Source organism: Acidovorax sp. 210-6 (assembly GCF_010020825.1).
In the GTDB taxonomy this organism is placed as follows: Bacteria; Pseudomonadota; Gammaproteobacteria; order Burkholderiales; family Burkholderiaceae_C; genus Simplicispira; species Simplicispira sedimenti.
The window spans coordinates 1,204,504-1,223,412 of record NZ_JAACJE010000001.1 but is presented as its reverse complement, the minus strand read 5'-3'; the positions used below and the strand labels follow the sequence as shown (position 1 = coordinate 1,223,412).

General features: G+C 67.2%; 14 protein-coding genes. 5 read left to right on the top strand and 9 right to left on the bottom strand.

Annotation, left to right across the window (positions count from 1 at the left end; genetic code table 11):
• Window positions 1–50 precede the first annotated feature (50 nt).
• From dnaG to GWK50_RS05670, 4 genes are all read left to right on the top strand, one after another.
• On the top strand, window positions 51–1,958 hold the full coding sequence (dnaG, locus tag GWK50_RS05685; protein ID WP_162015708.1) for a DNA primase: 1,908 nt from the start codon (window positions 51–53) through the stop codon (window positions 1,956–1,958).
• A 275-nt stretch (window positions 1,959–2,233) separates the two neighbouring features.
• Window positions 2,234–4,612, top strand: coding sequence for an RNA polymerase sigma factor RpoD (gene rpoD, locus GWK50_RS05680; RefSeq protein ID WP_162015707.1), 2,379 nt, complete (start codon window positions 2,234–2,236; stop codon window positions 4,610–4,612).
• A 187-nt stretch (window positions 4,613–4,799) separates the two neighbouring features.
• Window positions 4,800–5,105 (top strand): winged helix-turn-helix transcriptional regulator, encoded by a 306-nt coding sequence (locus GWK50_RS05675; RefSeq protein WP_162015706.1) that lies wholly within the window; start codon window positions 4,800–4,802, stop codon window positions 5,103–5,105.
• Between the two features lie 103 nt (window positions 5,106–5,208).
• Window positions 5,209–5,568 (top strand): FKBP-type peptidyl-prolyl cis-trans isomerase, encoded by a 360-nt coding sequence (locus GWK50_RS05670; protein ID WP_162015705.1) that lies wholly within the window; start codon window positions 5,209–5,211, stop codon window positions 5,566–5,568.
• Window positions 5,569–5,577: 9 nt separating this feature from the next.
• On the opposite strand, the gene GWK50_RS05665 is transcribed toward GWK50_RS05670, so the two are convergent.
• The 3 genes from GWK50_RS05665 to ppsA are packed head-to-tail and all read right to left on the bottom strand — an operon-like array spanning window position 5,578 to window position 10,387.
• A complete protein-coding gene (locus tag GWK50_RS05665; protein ID WP_162015704.1) occupies window positions 5,578–7,671 on the bottom strand; it encodes a VC_2705 family sodium/solute symporter in 2,094 nt (697 codons plus the stop codon).
• Window positions 7,664–7,987 (bottom strand): sodium/substrate symporter small subunit, encoded by a 324-nt coding sequence (locus GWK50_RS05660; protein ID WP_162015703.1) that lies wholly within the window; start codon window positions 7,985–7,987, stop codon window positions 7,664–7,666. The genes GWK50_RS05665 and GWK50_RS05660 overlap by 8 nt, the downstream gene beginning before the upstream one ends.
• 9 nt (window positions 7,988–7,996) lie before the next feature.
• Complete coding sequence (gene ppsA / locus GWK50_RS05655; RefSeq protein ID WP_162015702.1) at window positions 7,997–10,387, bottom strand: phosphoenolpyruvate synthase; 2,391 nt, start codon at window positions 10,385–10,387, stop codon at window positions 7,997–7,999.
• A gap of 201 nt (window positions 10,388–10,588) precedes the next feature.
• Between ppsA and GWK50_RS05650 the strand changes: the two genes are divergently transcribed.
• The gene (locus tag GWK50_RS05650; RefSeq protein ID WP_162015701.1) at window positions 10,589–11,410 is read left to right on the top strand and encodes a pyruvate, water dikinase regulatory protein; all 822 of its coding nucleotides are present in this window, start codon (window positions 10,589–10,591) and stop codon (window positions 11,408–11,410) included.
• 349 nt (window positions 11,411–11,759) lie between these two features.
• Here GWK50_RS05650 and GWK50_RS05645 read toward each other — a convergent pair whose 3' ends face one another.
• The 6 genes from GWK50_RS05645 to GWK50_RS05620 all read right to left on the bottom strand — a co-directional run bounded on the left by GWK50_RS05645 (window position 11,760) and on the right by GWK50_RS05620 (window position 18,893).
• Complete coding sequence (locus GWK50_RS05645; RefSeq protein WP_162015700.1) at window positions 11,760–12,143, bottom strand: hypothetical protein; 384 nt, start codon at window positions 12,141–12,143, stop codon at window positions 11,760–11,762.
• 39 nt (window positions 12,144–12,182) lie between these two features.
• A complete protein-coding gene (locus GWK50_RS05640) occupies window positions 12,183–15,302 on the bottom strand; it encodes an efflux RND transporter permease subunit (protein WP_162015699.1) in 3,120 nt (1,039 codons plus the stop codon).
• A 9-nt stretch (window positions 15,303–15,311) separates the two neighbouring features.
• Window positions 15,312–16,448 (bottom strand): HlyD family efflux transporter periplasmic adaptor subunit, encoded by a 1,137-nt coding sequence (locus GWK50_RS05635; RefSeq protein ID WP_242455299.1) that lies wholly within the window; start codon window positions 16,446–16,448, stop codon window positions 15,312–15,314.
• Entirely contained in the window at window positions 16,445–17,005 is a 561-nt protein-coding gene (locus GWK50_RS05630) for a hypothetical protein (protein ID WP_162015698.1), read from the bottom strand. Before GWK50_RS05630 ends, GWK50_RS05635 begins: the two co-directional genes overlap by 4 nt.
• Window positions 17,006–17,031: 26 nt before the next feature.
• Window positions 17,032–18,318, bottom strand: coding sequence for a TolC family protein (locus GWK50_RS05625; protein WP_162015697.1), 1,287 nt, complete (start codon window positions 18,316–18,318; stop codon window positions 17,032–17,034).
• Between the two features lie 206 nt (window positions 18,319–18,524).
• Window positions 18,525–18,893, bottom strand: a complete 369-nt coding sequence (locus GWK50_RS05620) for a hypothetical protein (RefSeq protein WP_162015696.1) — start codon at window positions 18,891–18,893, stop codon at window positions 18,525–18,527.
• Between the last annotated feature and the right edge of the window lie 16 nt (window positions 18,894–18,909).

The following is an 18,909-nucleotide window of genomic DNA, read 5'->3' as shown; positions in this document are numbered from 1 at the left end:
TTACCCCAAATACCAGTGATTACGGACAGTTTACGCGGACAATCCCAGCCGTGACGATCCCCCAGTCTTTCATCCAGGAACTGCTCGCCCGCGTGGACGTGGTCGAGGTGGTGGGCCGCTATGTCGCGCTCAAGAAGGGCGGCGCCAACTTCATGGGGCTGTGCCCCTTCCACGGCGAAAAATCGCCCTCGTTCAGCGTCAGCCCGTCCAAGCAGTTCTACCACTGCTTTGGCTGTGGCAAGAACGGCAATGCCATCGGCTTTCTCATGGAGCACGCTGGCATGGGCTTTGTCGATGCCGTTCAGGACCTGGCACGCCAAGTGGGCCTCCAGGTGCCGGAAGACGATGTCTCGCCCCAGGAGCGCGAACGCGCCGCCGCCGCCCGCCAAAAACAGGCCACCTTGAGCGATGTGCTGGAGAAAGCCGGTGCTGCCTACCGCCGCCACCTGCGTGAATCGCCCCGTGCCGTGGCCTACTTCAAGGGGCGCGGCGTCTCGGGCCAGGTGGCCAAGCAGTACGGCCTGGGCTACGCCCCCGAGGGCTGGCGCAGCCTGGCCAGCGTGTTTCCGCACTATGACGACCCGTTGCTCGAAGAAAGCGGCCTGGTCATCGTCAATGAAGAAGACGGCAAGCGCTACGACCGTTTCCGCGACCGGGTCATGTTCCCTATCCGCAACGTCAAGGGCGAGTGCATTGGCTTTGGCGGCCGCGTCCTGGGGGACGACAAGCCCAAGTACCTCAACTCCCCCGAGACCCCGGTGTTCCACAAGGGACGCGAACTGTACGGCCTGTTCGAGGCGCGCAACGCGATCCGCGAACAGGGCTACGCACTGGTCACCGAAGGCTACATGGACGTGGTGGCGCTGGCCCAACTGGGCTTTCCCAACGCCGTGGCCACGCTGGGCACGGCCTGCACGCCGGAGCATGTGCAAAAACTGCTACGCTTCACCGACGCCGTGGTGTTCAGCTTCGATGGCGACGCCGCCGGGCGCCGCGCCGCGCGCAAGGCGCTGGAGGGCGCCCTGCCCCACGCGGGCGACACGCGCAGCATCAAATTCCTGTTCCTCCCCCCCGAACACGACCCCGACAGCTTCGTGCGCGCCCACGGCAGCGATGCCTTTGCGCGCATGGTGGGCGACGCCATGCCGCTGAGCCGCTTCCTGATCGACGCCGCCAGCGACGGCTGCGACCTGGGCACCAGCGAAGGCCGTGCGCACATGGCCAGCAATGCCCGGCCTCTGTGGAGCGCCCTGCCCGACGGCGTACTCAAGCGCCAGTTGCTGGGTGAGCTGGCCGAGCTGGCCCAGCTCGACGCGCGCGACCTGCTGGACCTCTGGCAACGCGCCAACGCCCGCGAGGTGCAGCGCAGCCCTGGCGCCACCCCCCACCCTGCGCGCCACCCCCCCCAGGGCAGCGGCGATCTGCACCCCATGCCCAACGACCATGCGCCACGCCAGGCTCGGAGAAGCAAATCGGTGCCCCCGCCCTGGCCCGGCACCTCCCGTATGCCGCGGGGTCTGCCCAGCGCCCGGATCGACCATGCGGCGCGCCTGCTGCTGTCGCACATGGACTTCATGGAACATCTCGGCCATGAAGACCATGCCGTGCTGTGCGCCCAGAGCGCACCCCACGGGCCACTGTTCACGTGGATCGAAGACCTGTTCCACACCACAGGCCCCCTGCCCTGGGCCGTGCTGCGCGAGCGTCTGCGCGACCACCCCTGCGAGGACCTGGCGCTGCGGGTCATGACCGGTGCCCACGCCCAGACCGAGGGCGACCTGAAAGAGCTGCGCATAGAGCTGCGTGACCTGCTCAACCGCATGCTGGTGGAAGACATCAAGGCCGAGCAAAGCGCACTCATCGAACGCGCCGCACACGACCCTTCGGCGCTGGAGCGCTACCGCGCCCTGGAGCAAAAACGCAACGCATTGCTGGGCCATCCAGCCCGAAAAGCCTGAAAAAGCTTGAAAAACGCTCAGACCGGTATAATGTAAGGTTTGTCGGCAAGAGCGACAGCAGCACCTCCGGACCGGGCCACCGTGGCATCCACGCAATTGCAGCAACTGCAAAGGCCCACCCCACCGCAAGGACTGCACACCAAATGTTCGCCCACCCATCTTGCCCCTGAGGGTTTCCCCTCGAACCGCGAAGGCTCTGCCTTCGCCGTGCCTCCCGCGCCGGGAACCGTGGCGCTTGCGTTTTCTTTGTCTTCTTTTTGATTCTGAGGTTGTCCATGCCCGCTCAAAAGTCCGCGAAGTCGCCCAAGTCCACCCCTGGCAGCAAGGCCGCTTCCGCAACCGCTCCCAAGGCGCCCGCCAAGAAAGCCGCAGCCCCCGCCCAGAAGGCAGCCGCTGCGCCCCGGCAGGCACCTCAGAAAACCCGTACCGCGCCCGTGACCAAGACCGCAGCATCCAAGACCACCGCCACCGAAGTGAAGACCAAGTCCCCCCGTGCCAAGGCAGCCGCCGAAGCCGAGGTGACCGATGAAGCCGAGGCCCCCAAGAAGCGTCCGGGCCGCCCCGCCAAGACTGCAGGCACCGCAGCCGCCAAGACATCCGCCAAGCGTGGCCGCAAGCCCAAGGCGGCAGCCGCCGAGGGCGACAGCGATGACACCGACCTGTCGGACATCGAATCCGAACTGGAAGGCGAAGTCGAAGAAGCGCCCGAGGCCGTCAGCGAGGTCGAAAAGGTCAAGCCCCTGCGCATGAAGATCAGCAAGGCCAAGGAACGGGCCTTGATGAAGGAGTTCGGCCTGGACGAAACCGTGCTCTCCGAAGAGGACATGGCCAAGCGCCGCATGCGCCTCAAGACCCTGATCAAGCTGGGCAAGACGCGCGGCTACCTGACGCACGGCGAAATCTCCGACCACCTGCCCGACAAGCTGATCGACGCCGAAACGCTCGAAGTCGTGATCTCCATGCTCAACGACATGGGCGTGGCGGTGTACGAGCAAACGCCCGATGCCGAAACCCTGCTGCTGACCAACACCGCGCAGACGGCGGCCACCGAGGAAGAAGCCGAAGAAGCCGCCGAAGCCGCCCTGTCCACCGTGGACAGCGAATTCGGTCGCACCACCGACCCGGTGCGCATGTACATGCGCGAGATGGGCACGGTGGAGCTGCTCACGCGCGAAGGCGAAATCGAGATTGCCAAGCGCATCGAAGGCGGCCTGCAGGCCATGATGGAAGCCATCAGCGCCTCGCCGGCCACCATCGCCGAGATCCTCAACATGGGCGAGGAAATTCGCGAGGGCAAGATCGTCATCTCCACCGTGGTGGACGGCTTTGTGAATGCCGATGAGAACGACGACTACGTGGCCGAGGAAGACTTCGACGAATACGACGAAGCCGACGACGACGACGGCAAGGGCGGCAGCAAGGCACTGACCAAGAAGCTGGAAGAACTCAAGAACGAAGCGCTGCGCCGCTTTGACCGCATCCGCGAACTGTTCGAGAAGGTGCACAAGGCCTACGACAAGGAAGGCTACGGCACCCCCGCGTACATGAAGGCCCAGCACGCCCTGTCGGCCGAGCTGATGACCATCCGCTTCACCGCCAAGACCATTGAAAAGCTGTGCGACATGGTGCGCGGCCAGGTCGATGATGTGCGCAAGAAGGAACGCGAGCTGCGCCGCATCATCGTGGACAAGTGCGGCATGCCGCAGGAAACCTTCATCAAGGAATTCCCGCCCAACCTGCTGAACCTCAAGTGGGTCGAAAAGCAGGCTACGGCCGGCAAGCCCTGGAGCACCGTGATGGGACGCAACATCCCGCCCATCCAGGACCTGCAGCAAAAGCTCATGGACCTGCAGGCGCGCGTGGTCGTGCCGCTGGCCGAGCTCAAGGACATCAACAAGCGCATGAACGAAGGCGAGGCTGCCTCGCGCGATGCCAAGAAGGAGATGATCGAGGCCAACCTGCGCCTGGTGATCTCCATCGCCAAGAAGTACACCAACCGCGGCCTGCAGTTCCTGGACCTGATCCAGGAAGGCAACATCGGTCTGATGAAGGCGGTGGACAAGTTCGAATACCGCCGCGGCTACAAGTTCTCGACCTACGCGACCTGGTGGATTCGCCAGGCCATCACGCGCTCGATCGCCGACCAGGCACGCACCATCCGTATCCCGGTGCACATGATCGAGACCATCAACAAGATGAACCGCATCTCGCGCCAGCACCTGCAGGAGTTTGGCTACGAGCCCGATGCGTCCGTCCTGGCCGAGAAGATGGAGATCCCCGAGGACAAGATCCGCAAGATCATGAAGATCGCCAAGGAGCCGATCTCGATGGAAACCCCCATCGGCGACGACGACGACAGCCACCTGGGCGACTTCATCGAGGACAGTGCCAACACCGCCCCCGTGGACGCCGCCATGCAGGCGGGCCTGCGCGACGTGGTCAAGGACATCCTCGACAGCCTCACCCCGCGCGAAGCCAAAGTGCTGCGCATGCGATTTGGCATCGAAATGTCCACCGACCACACCCTGGAGGAAGTGGGCAAGCAGTTCGACGTCACGCGCGAGCGCATCCGCCAGATCGAAGCCAAGGCACTGCGCAAGCTCAAGCACCCCAGCCGGTCTGATAAGCTGCGCAGCTTCATCGATTCGCTGTAAAAGCCACCCGACCTCGACACAACCCCGCCCCACAAGGAGCGGGGTTTTTTCTTGCAGCCATGGCGGCACCGTTCGTGGCACCTCTGCAACACTTTGCAGCAATCCGGCCCATTTGCCGCAGTGGCGCATGACTGGCAAGCGTTTTGAGCTATTAAACTTGTAGCAATTCAGCGCAAGGAGAAGCCCGATGAGCTCCAAAGACAACGCCGCCATCCATCAACTGTTCGAAAAGCTAGAGTGCCGCTACGCCCTGCGCGTGCTGTGGGCGCTGCGCGATGGGCACCCGCAGACCTTTCGCTTGCTGCAGGACAGCGTGGGCGGCATCACGCCCAACACGCTCAACACGCGCATCAAGGAGCTGCGCGAGGTCGGCCTGATCGACCATGGCAGCGATGGCTATGCCGTCACTGCCGCTGGCAGCGACCTGCTCAAGCGCCTGAGCGACGTGCAGGCCTTTGCCAACCGCTGGGCTGCCAGCCGCAACAAGAAGTAAGTCCTTGCACTGGCCAGCGAGCCAGCTTCAAGGTTTTTTCGCTTCCAGCGCAATATCCACGGGCGCTGGAAGCTATTTTTTTGATAGCACCAGGAGAAGCACCATGGCATACACCACCACCCCCTCGGGCCTGCAGTACGAAGACGCCGTGGTCGGCGAAGGCGCCGAGGCCACCAAGGGCAAGCAAGTGGCCGTGCATTACACAGGCTGGCTGTACAACGACGGCGTGCAAGGCGCCAAGTTCGACTCCAGCCGCGACCGCAACGACCCCTTCATCTTCGGCCTGGGCATGGGCATGGTCATCCAGGGTTGGGACGAAGGCGTGCAGGGCATGAAGGTGGGCGGCCAGCGCACGCTGATCATCCCCCCCGGCCTGGGCTACGGCGCTCGCGGCGCGGGCGGCGTGATTCCGCCCAACGCCACGCTCAAGTTCGACGTGGAACTGCTGAACGTGGGCCGCTGAGGCCCCGGCCTACATCTCCAGCCGCACCGGCGGCTGGGGCGGCGCAGGGCGGGTGATCCGGCTCACGAGCGCTGCCGCCAGCAGGCCCGCCGGCACCCCGAAGACGCCGGCCGAGATGGGCTGAATGGCAAACCACAGCCCATCGGCCAGCAGCCAGGTCGGCAGCAGGGCCTTCACACCGGCCACATGCGACAGCATGTAGTACACCGTCACCCCCAGGCCGCACAGCATGCCGGCCACCGCGCCCTGGCGCGTGGTACCACGCCAGAAGATGCCCAGCACCATGACCGGCACAAAGGCCGACGCGGCGAGTGAAAACGAGGCCGTGACCAGCGGCAAAATGTCCGAGGGTTTGAGCGCCGCCACGAACGCTGCGGCAATGGCCACCGCCAACAGCGCAAACTTGCTCAGAATCACGCGCTGCTCCAACGAGGTGCTGCGTGGCCGGGCCTGGAAGTACAGATCGCGCACCAGCGCGTTGCTGATGGTGAGCAGCAGGCCATCGGCGGTGGACAGCGCCGCTGCCAGCCCCCCGGCAGCCACCAGGCCAGATACCACGTAGGGCAACCCCCCCAGCTCAGGCGTGGCCAGCATGATCAGATCGGCCCCCAGGCGGATTTCGCCAAACTGCACGATGCCGTCACCGTTGACGTCCTCGATGGACAGCAGCGACGCATCCACCCGCGCCCACTGCGCGATCCAGCCGGGCAAATGATCAAAACTGCTGCCCACCAGGTTGTTCATCACTTCGAACTTGGCCAACACGGCCAGCGCGGGGGCGCTCAGGTACAGCAGGGCAATGAAGAACAGGGACCAACCCACGGAGGCGCGGGCATCGGCCACCGTGGGCGAGGTGTAGTAGCGCGTCAGCAGGTGCGGCATGCCCGCCGTGCCCACCATCAGGCAGAACATGAGCGCCAGAAAGTTGCGCCGCGACTCGGTGTAGTCCTTTTGCTCATCGGGTGTACCGTCGGGATAGCCCGCATAGGCCTGGCTGTGCGGCGGCAGGCCGCCCAGGGGTTGGGCACGGGCGTAGTTGTCGCGCATCAGGCGCGTCCAGCGCTCGCGGGCCACGGCGGCATCGCGCGGCAAGGCGGCCAGCTCGCGGCTGGCGGCAACAATCAGGCCCACATCCGCGTTCTGCGCCCGCAGATCATGGATACGTTCCTGAATGGCCTGGCGCTCCTCCTCCAGCGCCAGCTCCACGTTCTGCAAGCGGGCTTCGTAGTCCCGGGCGCGCTCCAGGTAAATGGCCATCACCTGGTATTCGGCCGGCGACGCCAGCAACTGCGCCTCCAGGTCCGCAATCTTGCCGATCTGCTGGCCATACACCAGCGGCGCCACCGGGTTGCCCAACTGCTTGTAGGCCAACCAGGACACCGGAATCAGGAACGCCAGCAGCAGCACCACATACTGCGCCACCTGCGTCCAGGTGATGGCGCGCATACCCCCCAAAAACGAGCACAGCAGCACCCCGCCCAGCCCCAGCATGATGCCGATCTCGAACTGCACCCCGGTCAGGCGCGATGCAATCAGGCCCACACCGTAAATCTGTGCCACCACGTAGGTGAACGAAGTGAGCACCGCCGCCAGCGCCGCAATCACGCGCGGCCAGCGTCCGCCAAAGCGCACGTGGAAGAAATCCGGAACCGTGTACAGCCCCATGGCCCGCAGGTGCGGCGCCACCAGAATGGCCACCAGGCAAAACCCGCCCGTCCAGCCCAGCAGGTAGGCCAGGCCCCCGGCGCTTTCGGGCGTGCCGGAAAAACCCTGCAGATACAGTGCGCCCGACAGGCTGATGAACGACGCCGCGCTCATCCAGTCGGCCGCGGCGGCCATGCCGTTGTACATGGGCGGAATGCGGCGCCCAGCCACGTAGTATTCCTCGGCGTCGGTGGTGCGGCCGTACACGCCGATGCCTGCATACACCATGACCGAGAGGAAAAGAAAGATCGGTCCGATCCACAGGCGCGACAAGCCCTGCGCCTCGGCCCAAGCCATCAGCCCCAAAAAGCACAGCACCCCGAGAACGTACAAGGCCAGGATGCGGTGCACGCGCCACGCATAGCCGCGCCCCGGCGGGGCACCGGACGACTTAGCCATGGCCCTTCGGTGGGGAAGAAGCCTGCGTTGCCTCGGCCTGCGCGTCCAGCAGCTCCAGCCGGTTCATGGCCCAGCCATAGGCCACCACGATGCCGATGAACACCACCACCCCGCCCTGCGCTGCGATCCAGTAACCCAGCGGCCAGCCCGCCACCACGATGCTGGCCAGATCACGCGCAAAGTACATGGCCACAAAAGACACCAGCACCCACAAGAGCAGCAGCACCGCCTTGAGTTGCAGGTGGCGCACATCGTGCAAGTCCGGTGGGAACAGGTGGGCCTGCTCCTGATCGGGATCTTGCGACGATGGTTGCATGCTGGGCTATCAGCTCGCGAGTTGCTGCCAGGTGGCGATCACGCTGTCGGGGTTGAGCGAGATGGAGGTGATGCCCTCCTTGGCCAGCCACTGGGCAAAGTCCGGGTGGTCGCTGGGGCCCTGGCCGCAGATGCCGATGTACTTGCCCTGCGCACGGCAGGCCTTGATGGCCAGGTGGATCAGTGCCTCGACAGCCGGATCGCGCTCGTCGAAGTCCTGCGCCAGCAGTTCCAGGCCCGAGTCGCGGTCCAGGCCCAGCGTGAGCTGGGTCAGGTCGTTGGAGCCGATGGAGAAGCCATCGAAGAATTCCAGGAAGCGCTCGGCCAGGATGGCGTTGCTCGGGATCTCGCACATCATGATGAGCTTGAGCTCGTTCTCGCCGCGCTGCAGGCCATGCTGCGCCAGCAGCTGGGTCACGCGCTCGGCCTGGCCCAGCGTGCGCACGAACGGCACCATCACCTGCACGTTGGTCAGGCCCATGTCGTTGCGCACGCGCTTGAGGGCCTCGCACTCCATGGCGAAGGCTTCGCCGAAGTCCGCGCTCACATAGCGTGCAGCACCCCGGAAGCCCAGCATGGGGTTCTCTTCCTCGGGCTCGTAGCGGCTGCCGCCGATGAGCTTGCGGTACTCGTTGCTCTTGAAGTCCGACAGGCGCACGATCACCGGCTTGGGCCAGAAGGCCGCCGCAATGGTGGCCACACCCTCGGCCACCTTGTCCACATAAAAGGCACGGGGCGAGGCATGGCCGCGCGCCACGGATTCCACGGCCTTCTTCAGATCGGCATCGATCTGCGGATAGTCCAGGATCGCCTTGGGGTGCACGCCGATGTTGTTGTTGATGATGAACTCCAGCCGCGCCAGACCAACGCCCTCGTTGGGCAGCTGGGCAAAGTCGAAGGCGAGCTGCGGGTTGCCCACGTTCATCATGATCTTGGTCTTGATGGGCGGCATGGTGCCGCGCTGCACCTCGGTCACCTCGGTTTCCAGCAGGCCGTCGTAGATGCGGCCGGTATCGCCCTCGGCGCAGCTCACGGTCACCAGGGTGCCGTCCAGCAGCTTGTCGGTGGCGTTACCGCAGCCCACCACGGCCGGAATGCCCAGCTCGCGCGCGATGATGGCCGCGTGGCAGGTGCGCCCGCCCCGGTTGGTGACGATGGCGCTGGCGCGCTTCATCACAGGCTCCCAGTTCGGGTCGGTCATGTCGGTGACGAGCACGTCGCCGGGCTGCACCTTGTCCATCTCGGAAATGTTGTGCACCAGGCGCACCGGGCCCGTGCCGATCTTCTGGCCGATGGCGCGGCCCTCGGCCAGCACCGGGCCCGTGCCCTTGAGCTTGTAGCGCAGCTCGGCCTGGCCCTGCACCTGGCTCTTCACCGTTTCGGGGCGGGCCTGCAGGATGTAGAGCTGGCCGTCTTCGCCGTCCTTGCCCCATTCGATGTCCATGGGGCGGCCGTAGTGCTGCTCGATGACCAGCGCGTACTGCGCCAGTTGCTGCACATCGGCGTCGGTGAGCGAGTAGCGGTTGCGCAGCTCGGCGGGCACGTCGGTGGTCTTGATGAGCTTGCCCGAGGCGGCCTTCTCCTCGGGGGTGGAGAACACCATCTGGATCAGCTTGGAACCCAGGTTGCGGCGGATCACCGCCTGCTTGCCCGCCTTGAGCATGGGCTTGTGCACATAGAACTCGTCGGGGTTCACGGCGCCCTGCACCACCGTCTCGCCCAGGCCGTAGCTGCTGGTGATGAAGACCACGTCCTCAAAGCCGCTCTCGGTGTCGATGGTGAACATCACACCCGCCGCGCCCAGGTCGGAGCGCACCATGCGCTGGACACCCGCCGACAGGGCCACCACGTCATGCGCAAAGCCCTTGTGCACGCGGTAGCTGATGGCGCGGTCGTTGTAGAGGGAGGCGAACACCTCCTTCATCTTGTGCAGCACCTCGTCGATGCCGTGCACGTTCAAAAAGGTTTCCTGCTGGCCCGCGAACGAAGCGTCGGGCAGGTCCTCCGCCGTGGCCGACGAGCGCACGGCAAAGCTGGCGTGCGGGTTGCCCGCCGACAGGCGCGCAAACTCCTCGCGGATGGCCTGCTCCAGATCGGCAGGGAAAGGCTGGGCCTCCACCATGGCCCGGATCTCGGCGCCCACCTGGGCCAGCGCGCGCACGTCCTCGGTGTCGAGGGCGGCCAGCTTGGCACTGATCTTGTCGGCCAGGCCGCCATAGGCCAGAAAGTCGCGGAAGGCATGCGCCGTGGTGGCAAAGCCCGTGGGCACACGCACGCCCTGGGGCAGCTGCGAGATCATTTCGCCGAGGCTGGCGTTCTTGCCGCCAACCGCCTCGACGTCGGTCATTCTCAGGTTTTCAAACGGAACGACCAGGGCGGTCGCGTTGAACAGTGCAGACATGGGAAAGCTCCAGAAGTTAAAACCGGGTCTGCGCCCATGCCCTGGAGGAGGAGCGATGGACGGGCATGCGCGCGCGGGGCTCGGCTTTGTCGTTGTGGTTGTAGGCCGTGAACGCGAAACATGCTGAGAAATCAGATAAATTGGCAACGATTGTAGGCCCAGCCCACTGGCGATAGCCTGACGCTCAGGATAACCCCCTATATGCACACACGAACCGTATTCTTTGTCTCCGACGGCACCGGCATCACCGCCGAAACCTTCGGCAACGCCATACTGGCGCAGTTTGAGATGACGCCCCGCCACGTGCGCCTGCCCTTCATCGACACCGTGGACAAGGCCCACCAGGCCGTGCGCCAGATCAACCACACGGCCGAGCTGGAGGGGCGCAAGTGCATCGTCTTCACCACGCTGGTGAACATGGAGGTGCTCAAGGTCATCCAGGAAGGCTGCAAAGGCATGCTGCTGGACATGTTCGGCACCTTCGTGCACCCGCTGGAGGTGGAACTGGGCATCAAGTCGCACCACCGCGTGGGGCGGTTTTCCGACATCAGCAAGAGCAAGGAATACCACGACCGCATCGAAGCCATCAACTTCAGCCTCGCGCACGACGACGGGCAAACCCACCACGACCTGGAAGGCGCCGACGTCATCCTGGTGGGCGTGAGCCGCAGCGGCAAAACCCCCACCAGCCTGTACCTGGCCATGCAGCACGGCCTGAAGGCGGCCAACTACCCGCTGATCCCCGAAGACTTTGAACGCCGCCAGCTCCCCCCCGCGCTGGTGCCACACCGCAAGAAGATTTTCGGCCTGACCATCAGCCCCGAGCGCCTGTCCGAAATCCGCAGCGAACGCCGCCCCGACTCCCGCTACGCCAGCCTGCAAAACTGCCGCCACGAGGTGGCCGAGGCCGAAGCCATGATGCGCCGCGCCGGCATCCGCTGGCTGTCGTCCACCACCAAGTCCATCGAGGAAATCGCCACGACCATCCTGCAGGAGATCCGGCCGGAGCGGTTGGTGTACTGATCTGCGCGGGTGAACAGGGGCGGTACGACGATGGAGGTCGGCTTGGGAATTTTGATAGAAATTGGCCTCCAAGGCATATCCATCAATCGCAAGCAGCTATCTATTTAATAGCAATTGGCGCACTCTCTTCAACGAAGCCGCGCCCGCTGGCTGCCCCCTACCTGAAGGCGTCAAGTACATCGACACCCAACGGTCTTTTGCTCGATAGCCACACCCGTCCAAATCACTCCTGATTTAATAGCTACCAGCGCAATATAGACGGACGTTGGAGCCTGATTTTTCTTAAAATACAGGCCCACACCATCACAGCAGGGGTGCAGCGGCAGCCCCCGCCACCGCTGCGCCCCGCTCACTTCACCGCAAACCGCACATTCGCCGCCTTCTTGCCCGGCACGGTGACCAGTGCCACCACCTTGGTGCCCGGCGCGACCTTGAAGCTGCCCTTGGCCTGGAGCTTGCCATCGCCCGCGGGGCTGAGGGTGGCTTCGGTTTTTTCGCTGCCGTTGAGCAGGGTGAGCTTGGCGCTGGCGCCGTCCAGCGCCAGGGGTTTGCCGTGGTCGCGCAGGTGCAAGGTCAGGGTGTCGGGCTGGGCGACGAGTTCGTAGTCGATGTCGGCCACCTCGGTGACGATGCCGCCGTGCAGGGGTTGGTGTTCATGCGCGTGGTTGCCCGCAGCAAAGGCGGGGCCGCACAGTGCCAGGGCCAGCGCGGCCAGGAGTTGCTTGGTGGTCATGGAAGGTTTCCTTTCTTGGGTTGAAGCACGGTAAAAAAACTAGAAGACCTCGGCACGCTTGTCGTCCAGCAGGCGTTCGGCGTCCTTGCGGCCGAACAGCCAGAACAGGGCCGGGGTGAGGAAGGTGTCGAGCAGCGTGGAGCTGATGAGCCCGCTGAAGATGACCACGGCCACGGGGTGCAGGATTTCGGTGCCGGGGCGCTCGGCCTCCAGCAGCAGCGGGGCCAGGGCGAAGGCGGTGACCAGGGCGGTCATCAGCACGGGGGAGAGGCGCTCCAGCGAGCCGCGCAGCAGCATGGCGTGGTCAAAGCGTTCGCCCTCGACGCGCATGAGGTTGAGGTAGTGGCTCACCTTGAGGATGCCGTTGCGCACCGAGATGCCCGCCAGCGTGATGAAGCCGATCAGCGCCGCCACCGACAGCGGCTGGCCCGACACCCACAGCCCCAGCACCGCGCCCACCAGCGCCAGCGGGATGTTGGCCATGATGAGGGCTGATAGCGTGGCCGAACGGTAGCGCGTGTACAGCACCACAAACATCAGCACCAGCGAGACGATGGCCAGCAGGCCCACCAGGCGGCTGGCTTCTTCCTGCGCCTGGAACTGCCCGCCCAGGGTGATGAAGTAGCCCTCGGGCAGGCGCGTGTCGCCCACCACCTGGCGGATGTCGGCCACCACTTCGGACAGCGCCCTGCCCTGCGCGTTGGCCGACAGTACGATGCGGCGCTTGCCGTCGTCGCGGCTGATCTGGTTGGGGCCGTCGCCCTCCTCAATGGTGGCCAGGCGCGATAGGGGCACGGGGCCGCGTGGTGTGTCCAGCAGCACCCGCGCCAGGCCGTCCACCGAGCGGGCGGCGTCGGGCAGGCGCACCACCAGCGCAAAGCGGCGGCTGCCCTCCACCACCTGGGCGACTTTTTCGCCCTCCACCAGGCTTTGCAGCGCGGCCAGCACCTGGGGCGCGGGCACGCCCAGTTGGGCGGCAGCGGCGTAGTCCACGCGCACGGTGATCTGCGGGGCCAGCACCTGCTTTTCCACCTCCAGGTCGGCCAGGCCGGGGATGCCCGCCAGCCGCGCGCGCAGGGTCTCGGCCTGGCCACGCAGGGTGTCCAGGTCGTCACCAAAGAGCTTGATGGCGATTTGCGAGCGCACGCCCGAGAGCATGTGGTCGATACGGTGCGAGATGGGCTGGCCCAGCGCAATGGCGGCGGGCAGGTGCACCAGGCGGCTGCGGATGTCGGCCTGCACCTCGGCCATGCTGCGGGTCAGTTGCGCGGCGGGCAGCAGGCCCACGTCCAGCTCGCTCACGTGCACGCCTTCGGCGTGTTCGTCCAGCTCGGCACGGCCACTGCGCCGGCCCACGTGCGTGACCTCGGGCACCTGGCGCACCAGCACCTCGGCCTGGCGCGCCAGCGCGCTCGATTCCGCCAGCGTGACGCCGGGGTTGAGCCGCATGCCGATGAGCAGCGTGCCCTCGTTGAAGGGCGGCAAGAAGGTGGTGGGAAACAGCGGCACCGCCGCTGCCGACAGCAGCACCGCCACCGCGCCCACCGCCACGGCGGCACGCGGGTGGTGCAGCACGCGCTGCAGGGCACTGCGGTAGCGCGCCTTGAGCCAGGCCAGCAGGCGCGTGTCGCCGTGGTCCAGGTTCTTCATGCGCGGCAACAGGTAAAAGGCCAGCACCGGCGTGACGGTGACCGACACCAGCAGCGAGGCCAGGGTGGAGACGATAAACGCAATGCCCAGCGGCACGAACAGCCGCCCCTCGATGCCCGGCAGCGCAAACAGCGGCAAAAACACCAGCACGATGATGGCCGTGGCGTAGAGGATGCCCGAGCGCACCTCCATGGACGCGAGCTTGACTACCTCCAGCGGGTGCAGGCGCTTGTCGGGGTGGCGTTCGCGATCCACCTTCAGGCGGCGCAGCACGTTTTCCACATCGACCACGGCGTCGTCCACCAGGCCGCCAATGGCAATGGCCAGGCCGCCCAGCGTCATGGTGTTGATGGACAGGCCAAAGTACCTGAACACCAACGCCGTGATGAAGATGGACACCGGAATGGCCGTGAGCGCAATCACCGTGGGCCGCAGCGTGCCCAGAAAGCCAAACAGAATCACCGCCACGAACACCGAGGCGCCCATGAGCTTGCCCTGCAACGTGGTGATCGAGGCCTCGATGAAGCTGGCCTGGCGGAAGGTGACGCGCGGCGCTTCCATGCCTGCGGGCAGCGACTTTTGCAGCCCCACCAGCGCGGACTCGATGCTGTGCGTGAGCGCAATGGTGTCGGCCGTGGGCTGCTTTTGTATGCCCAGGATGACGGCGGGCTGCCCCTCAAAGCCTGCATCGCCGCGCTTGAGCGCGGGGGCAAACGCCACCTGCGCTACCTGGCGCAGCAGCACGCTTTGCCCACCCTGCGCGGCCAGGGCCAGGTTTTGCAAATCTTGCAGGCGTGAGGTGCGGCCCAGGTGGCGGATGAGGTATTCGCGCCCGTTCAGCTCCAGAAAGCCACCCGAGGTGTTGGCTGCAAAGCCCCGCAGCGCCGCGCCAAGCTGCTCGTGCGTGATGCCCAGCGCCGCCATGCGCGCGGTGTCGGGCTGCACCTGGAACTGGCGCACCTCCCCACCAATGGGGATGACCTGCGCCACGCCGGGGATGGCCATGAGGCGCGGGCGCAGCACCCAGTCGGCGTACTCGCGCACGGCCATGGGGGTGGTCTTGCCCTCGTCGATGGGGATGGCGATCTGCAAAATCTCGCCCATCACCGAGCTGATAGGCCCCATGCGCGGCGTGAGGCCGGAGGGCAGCCCCTCCTCCATGGACGAGAGGCGCTCGGCCACCATCTGTCGCGCGCGGTAAATCTCGGTGCTCCAGTTAAAGGTCACATAGATGAACGACAGCCCAGCGCTGGAGGTGGAACGCACCGTCTCCACGCCGGGCAGGCCGTTCATGGCCGTCTCCAGCGGGAAGGTGATGAGCTGCTCCACCTCCTCGGCGGCCATGCCGCCCGCCTCGGTCATGAGGGTGACGGTCGGCTTGTTGAGGTCGGGGAACACATCCACCGGCGTGCGCGAGAGCGTGAATGCACCGTAGGCCATGAGCACGGCGGCGGTCATCAGCACCAGCAGCCGGTGGGTCAGGCTGTTTTCCAATAGCCACTTGAACATGTCGGCTCCTCAGCGCACCTGGTTGAGCAGCGTGGCGCCGTGGGTGACCACGCGCTCACCCGCCTGCAAGCCTGCGGTGACGGCGACCGTGGCGCCGTCCAGCGCTGCAGTGGTGACCACGCGCGGCACAAAGTGCTCGGGCGACTGCTTGACCCAGACGATGCTCTGGTTGGCGGCGTTGCGCTGCAGCGCCCCCGTGGGCACCTGCACGCCCGCCACGCGCGCGCCGCTGTGCGCCCACACGCGCACCGGCTGGCCCAGCACCAGGGCCGACAGCGCCCGCCCCTCGCCCGCAAACACCAGCGGCAGCGCCTGCCCGCGCAGGCTGCGCGCCGCGCCCACCAGGCGCAGGGGCACGCGCTGCTCGCCCAGGGCCAGGGTGGCGCCTTGCACGCCCTGCGCCTGGGCGGGGTCGTAGGCCAGCGCCTCGATGCGCAGGCGCGTGGGATCCACCACCTCGAACACGAGTTCGCGCGCGTCCAGCACCTGCCCGGCCACGGCGTGGGCCGAGGCAATCACGCCCGACACGGGGGCCACCAGCGCCTCGCGCCCCGACAAGCCCACGCCCACGGCGGCCAGGCGCTGGGCCAGGCTTTGGAGCTCGCTCTCGGCGGCTTCGATGTCCTTGCGCGGCACGGTGTCGGCCAGTTCCTTCAGGCGGGCCACGCGCTTGGCGGCCAGCGCATGGGCGGCGCGCAGTTCGGCCTGCTGGGCCACTTGGTTGGAGCGCTCGATGGCGCCTGCCGTGGGCACCACCCAGGCCAGCACCTCGCCCTTGCGCACGGCCTGGCCCACGCTGGGCAGGCTGTTGGGGCCGGCCTGCAGGCGCCCGGCCTGCGCGGCCTGCACCTTGCCACCGGCGTTGGGGTCCATCACTACGGTGCCGTCCAGCTCCAGCGTTTGCGGGTGCTGGCCTGCGGCCACGGGCAGGGTGCGCAGCTTCCACAGGCGCTGCGCAGCCTTGGGCAGGAACACGCTGCCATCGGGCTGGCGCTTGGGGCCGTTGCCGCTGGCAGCGGGGGGCGCGTCGTCGTGGCTGTGGTCATGGCCGGGGCCGGCCTGGGCGGCCAGCGGCAGGGCCAGGGCGGCCATCAGCAGCCCGGTGGCGGCGGCGCGCAGGGCTTGGCGTGCAAGGGTCGGCATCATGCGGCACCTCCGGCCTTGGCAGGGGTGGCGGTGCGGGCACGGCGTAAGGCCCAGCCCAGGGCCAGCACGGCAGCCGCCGCACCTGCGCCCCAGGCCCAGGCGCGGCGCCAGGGGGGCGCAGCCGGGTCGGTGTGGGCATCGGTGGCGTGCACATCCAGCGTGGCCGCCAGCAGGTCGGATTCGTCCCCGGCCACCACGGTGGCGGTAACGGGGATTTCGCCCTCGGGCGGGGGCGCGGCCAGCGTGGCGCGGAATTCGCCCTCGGCCACGCGGGTCAGGGCCAGGGGCTTGCCGCCCAGGTCCAGCTCCAGTTGGGCATCGGCCACGGGGCGGTTGTCGGCGCTGTGGTCCAGGTACAGCGAAAGCTGGGCTCCGTCGAGAACGCCAACCAGTTCAAACAGGTCGGACGTGGCGGCAAAGCGCGGCATGGCAGGGCCGCTGGGGGCGGCGGGGGCCTCGCCGTGGTCGTGGCCGTCACCGGCCAGGGCCGCCAGCGAGGCGCCGCCCAGCAGCAGGCTCAGGCCCAGCGTGCGGGCGAAAGAAAAGAATGCTTGCATGTGATGGGTTCCAAAAGGTCGGGGGCTTACTCGGGCAGCAGGCCCAGGGCCTGGCGCAGGGCCGACACGGCAGCGGCGGCGTCGATGCGGGCGCGGGCAAGTTGGCGCTGCGCCTGGGCAGCGTCTTGCTCGGCACGCAGGCGCGTGGGCCAGTCGGCTTCGCCCAGGCGGAAGGCCTTGTCCACATGGCCCAGGGTTTCTTGCACCAGGGCGGCATGGCGGGCGGCAGCGTCGCTTTGGGCCTGGGCTGCGGCGACGCGGGCCTGAGCGGCGTGCAGGTCTTGCGCCAGGCGTTCGCGCTCGCGCTGCAGGCGGGTCTCCTGCTCCAGCGCATCGGCCTGGGCGGCAGCCTCTTTGGCCTGCGCCAGGGCGTTGTCGCCCAGCGGAATGCGCAGCCCCAGTGTGACCGACTGGCGGTAGCGCTCACCCGCCTGATCACGCCCGCGCGTGGCGGCCACGCTCAGTTCGGGGTTGGCGCGGCGCTGCACGGCGGCCAGCTCGGCCGTGTGGCGGGCCACCTGGGCCTGGGCCTGTGCCTGAGCCAGCGCGGGGTGCGTGTCGGGCACTGCCTGTGCGGCGGCATCGGCCAGGGGTTCGGCCCGCCAGTCCTGCGGAGCTGGGGCGCCGGGTGCGGTGCCGGGCAACGCCCCCCAGGCCGACAGCGCGGCGCGGGCGGCCTGCAGCGCGCCCTGGGCTTCGGCCTGCGCGGCTTCGGCCTGGGCCACCACGGCCTGGGCCTGGAGCCCATCGGTGCGCGCCAGGTCGCCCGCCTGCCAGCGGCGCTGCACGTCAGCGGCCAGTTGGCGGGCGCTGTGCAGGCGGTCTTGGGCCAGGGCCAGGGCGCTGCGGGCACGCTGCCAGTCCCACCAGGCCTGGCGCACCTGGGCGGCCAGTTGCCACTGCGCGGCACGCTGCTGGCTTTGCACCTGTTGCCACTGGGCATCGCCCAGGGCGGCACTGCGCGCACGTTCACCGGGCAGCCACAGGGGCGCGGCCAGGCCGACTTCGACCTCGCGCTGGCCCTGCTGGCTGCCGGGCCGGTCGGTGCGGGTTTGCAGTTGCAGCGCCGGGGGCTCGGCCGTCCAGCGCTGCGCGGCCAGGCGGGTTGCCTCGGCCGCCTGCTGGCGCAAAGGCTGGGCCTGTGCTTCAGGCTGGCGCTGCCAGGCGTGGTCAAACAAGGCGCGCAGCGACCATGCGGCCGGGTCCGGCACCGGGGTGTGGGGGGCCTGGGCATGGGCGGCCATGCTGGCCAGCGCCCAGCCCAGGGCCAGGGCGGCACTGCGCCGCCATGGACGGAAAAAGAGGGTTTGCATCCGATGTGTTCTCTGTGGCACGAGGCCAGGGTTCATACATCGGCAAGGCTGCATGCGCGCGGGGCTGCCGCGTGCACTACCGGGGATTCATGGGGCTGCCCTGCCCCGCCTTGCCGCTGCGGCACAGGCGTGCACACGGGACCACAGGGAAGAAAGCCGCACAGCGTGCGCCCTCTGCCCCGCGACCCGGCGCGAGCCCGTCCGGATCAGGCGGCAGGGCGCCAGTTGGGGCGTTCGGGACGGGGGATCAGCGGCGCCGGAAGCTGGGCTGCCACCTGCGGCAGCGGATGCCCGGACAGCGCCAGGGGCGCAGACGCCTCCCAGGGCGCAAACAGCACCGTGCCACTGCCGTGGCAGGTGTGGCAGTCCAGGTCGGCAGCAGCCAGGTTGATGCCAGCATGTGTGCTGGCACCGTTGGCATCGTCGGTGGATGCGTGGCCCTCGTGCTCATGCGCATGGTGGCCAAAATGCTCCGCTGCGGGCGCCTGCTCATGCGCGCAATAGGCCGCTGCTGCGGACCAGACGGTCTGCAGCGACATCAGCACAAGCAGGAAAACAAGCAGGAGGCGGCGCATGGCAGCGCGCATTCTA

Coding starts and splice junctions, on each gene's coding strand:
- GWK50_RS05620 (WP_162015696.1), bottom strand. CDS start 18,893: ATGCGCCGCCTCCTGCTTGTTTTCCTGCTTGTGCTGATGTCGCTGCAG.
- GWK50_RS05635 (WP_242455299.1), bottom strand. CDS start 16,448: ATGATGCCGACCCTTGCACGCCAAGCCCTGCGCGCCGCCGCCACCGGG.
- GWK50_RS05650 (WP_162015701.1), top strand. CDS start 10,589: ATGCACACACGAACCGTATTCTTTGTCTCCGACGGCACCGGCATCACC.
- GWK50_RS05675 (WP_162015706.1), top strand. CDS start 4,800: ATGAGCTCCAAAGACAACGCCGCCATCCATCAACTGTTCGAAAAGCTA.
- rpoD (WP_162015707.1), top strand. CDS start 2,234: ATGCCCGCTCAAAAGTCCGCGAAGTCGCCCAAGTCCACCCCTGGCAGC.
- GWK50_RS05665 (WP_162015704.1), bottom strand. CDS start 7,671: ATGGCTAAGTCGTCCGGTGCCCCGCCGGGGCGCGGCTATGCGTGGCGC.
- GWK50_RS05670 (WP_162015705.1), top strand. CDS start 5,209: ATGGCATACACCACCACCCCCTCGGGCCTGCAGTACGAAGACGCCGTG.
- GWK50_RS05645 (WP_162015700.1), bottom strand. CDS start 12,143: ATGACCACCAAGCAACTCCTGGCCGCGCTGGCCCTGGCACTGTGCGGC.
- GWK50_RS05640 (WP_162015699.1), bottom strand. CDS start 15,302: ATGTTCAAGTGGCTATTGGAAAACAGCCTGACCCACCGGCTGCTGGTG.
- GWK50_RS05660 (WP_162015703.1), bottom strand. CDS start 7,987: ATGCAACCATCGTCGCAAGATCCCGATCAGGAGCAGGCCCACCTGTTC.
- GWK50_RS05625 (WP_162015697.1), bottom strand. CDS start 18,318: ATGCAAACCCTCTTTTTCCGTCCATGGCGGCGCAGTGCCGCCCTGGCC.
- GWK50_RS05630 (WP_162015698.1), bottom strand. CDS start 17,005: ATGCAAGCATTCTTTTCTTTCGCCCGCACGCTGGGCCTGAGCCTGCTG.
- ppsA (WP_162015702.1), bottom strand. CDS start 10,387: ATGTCTGCACTGTTCAACGCGACCGCCCTGGTCGTTCCGTTTGAAAAC.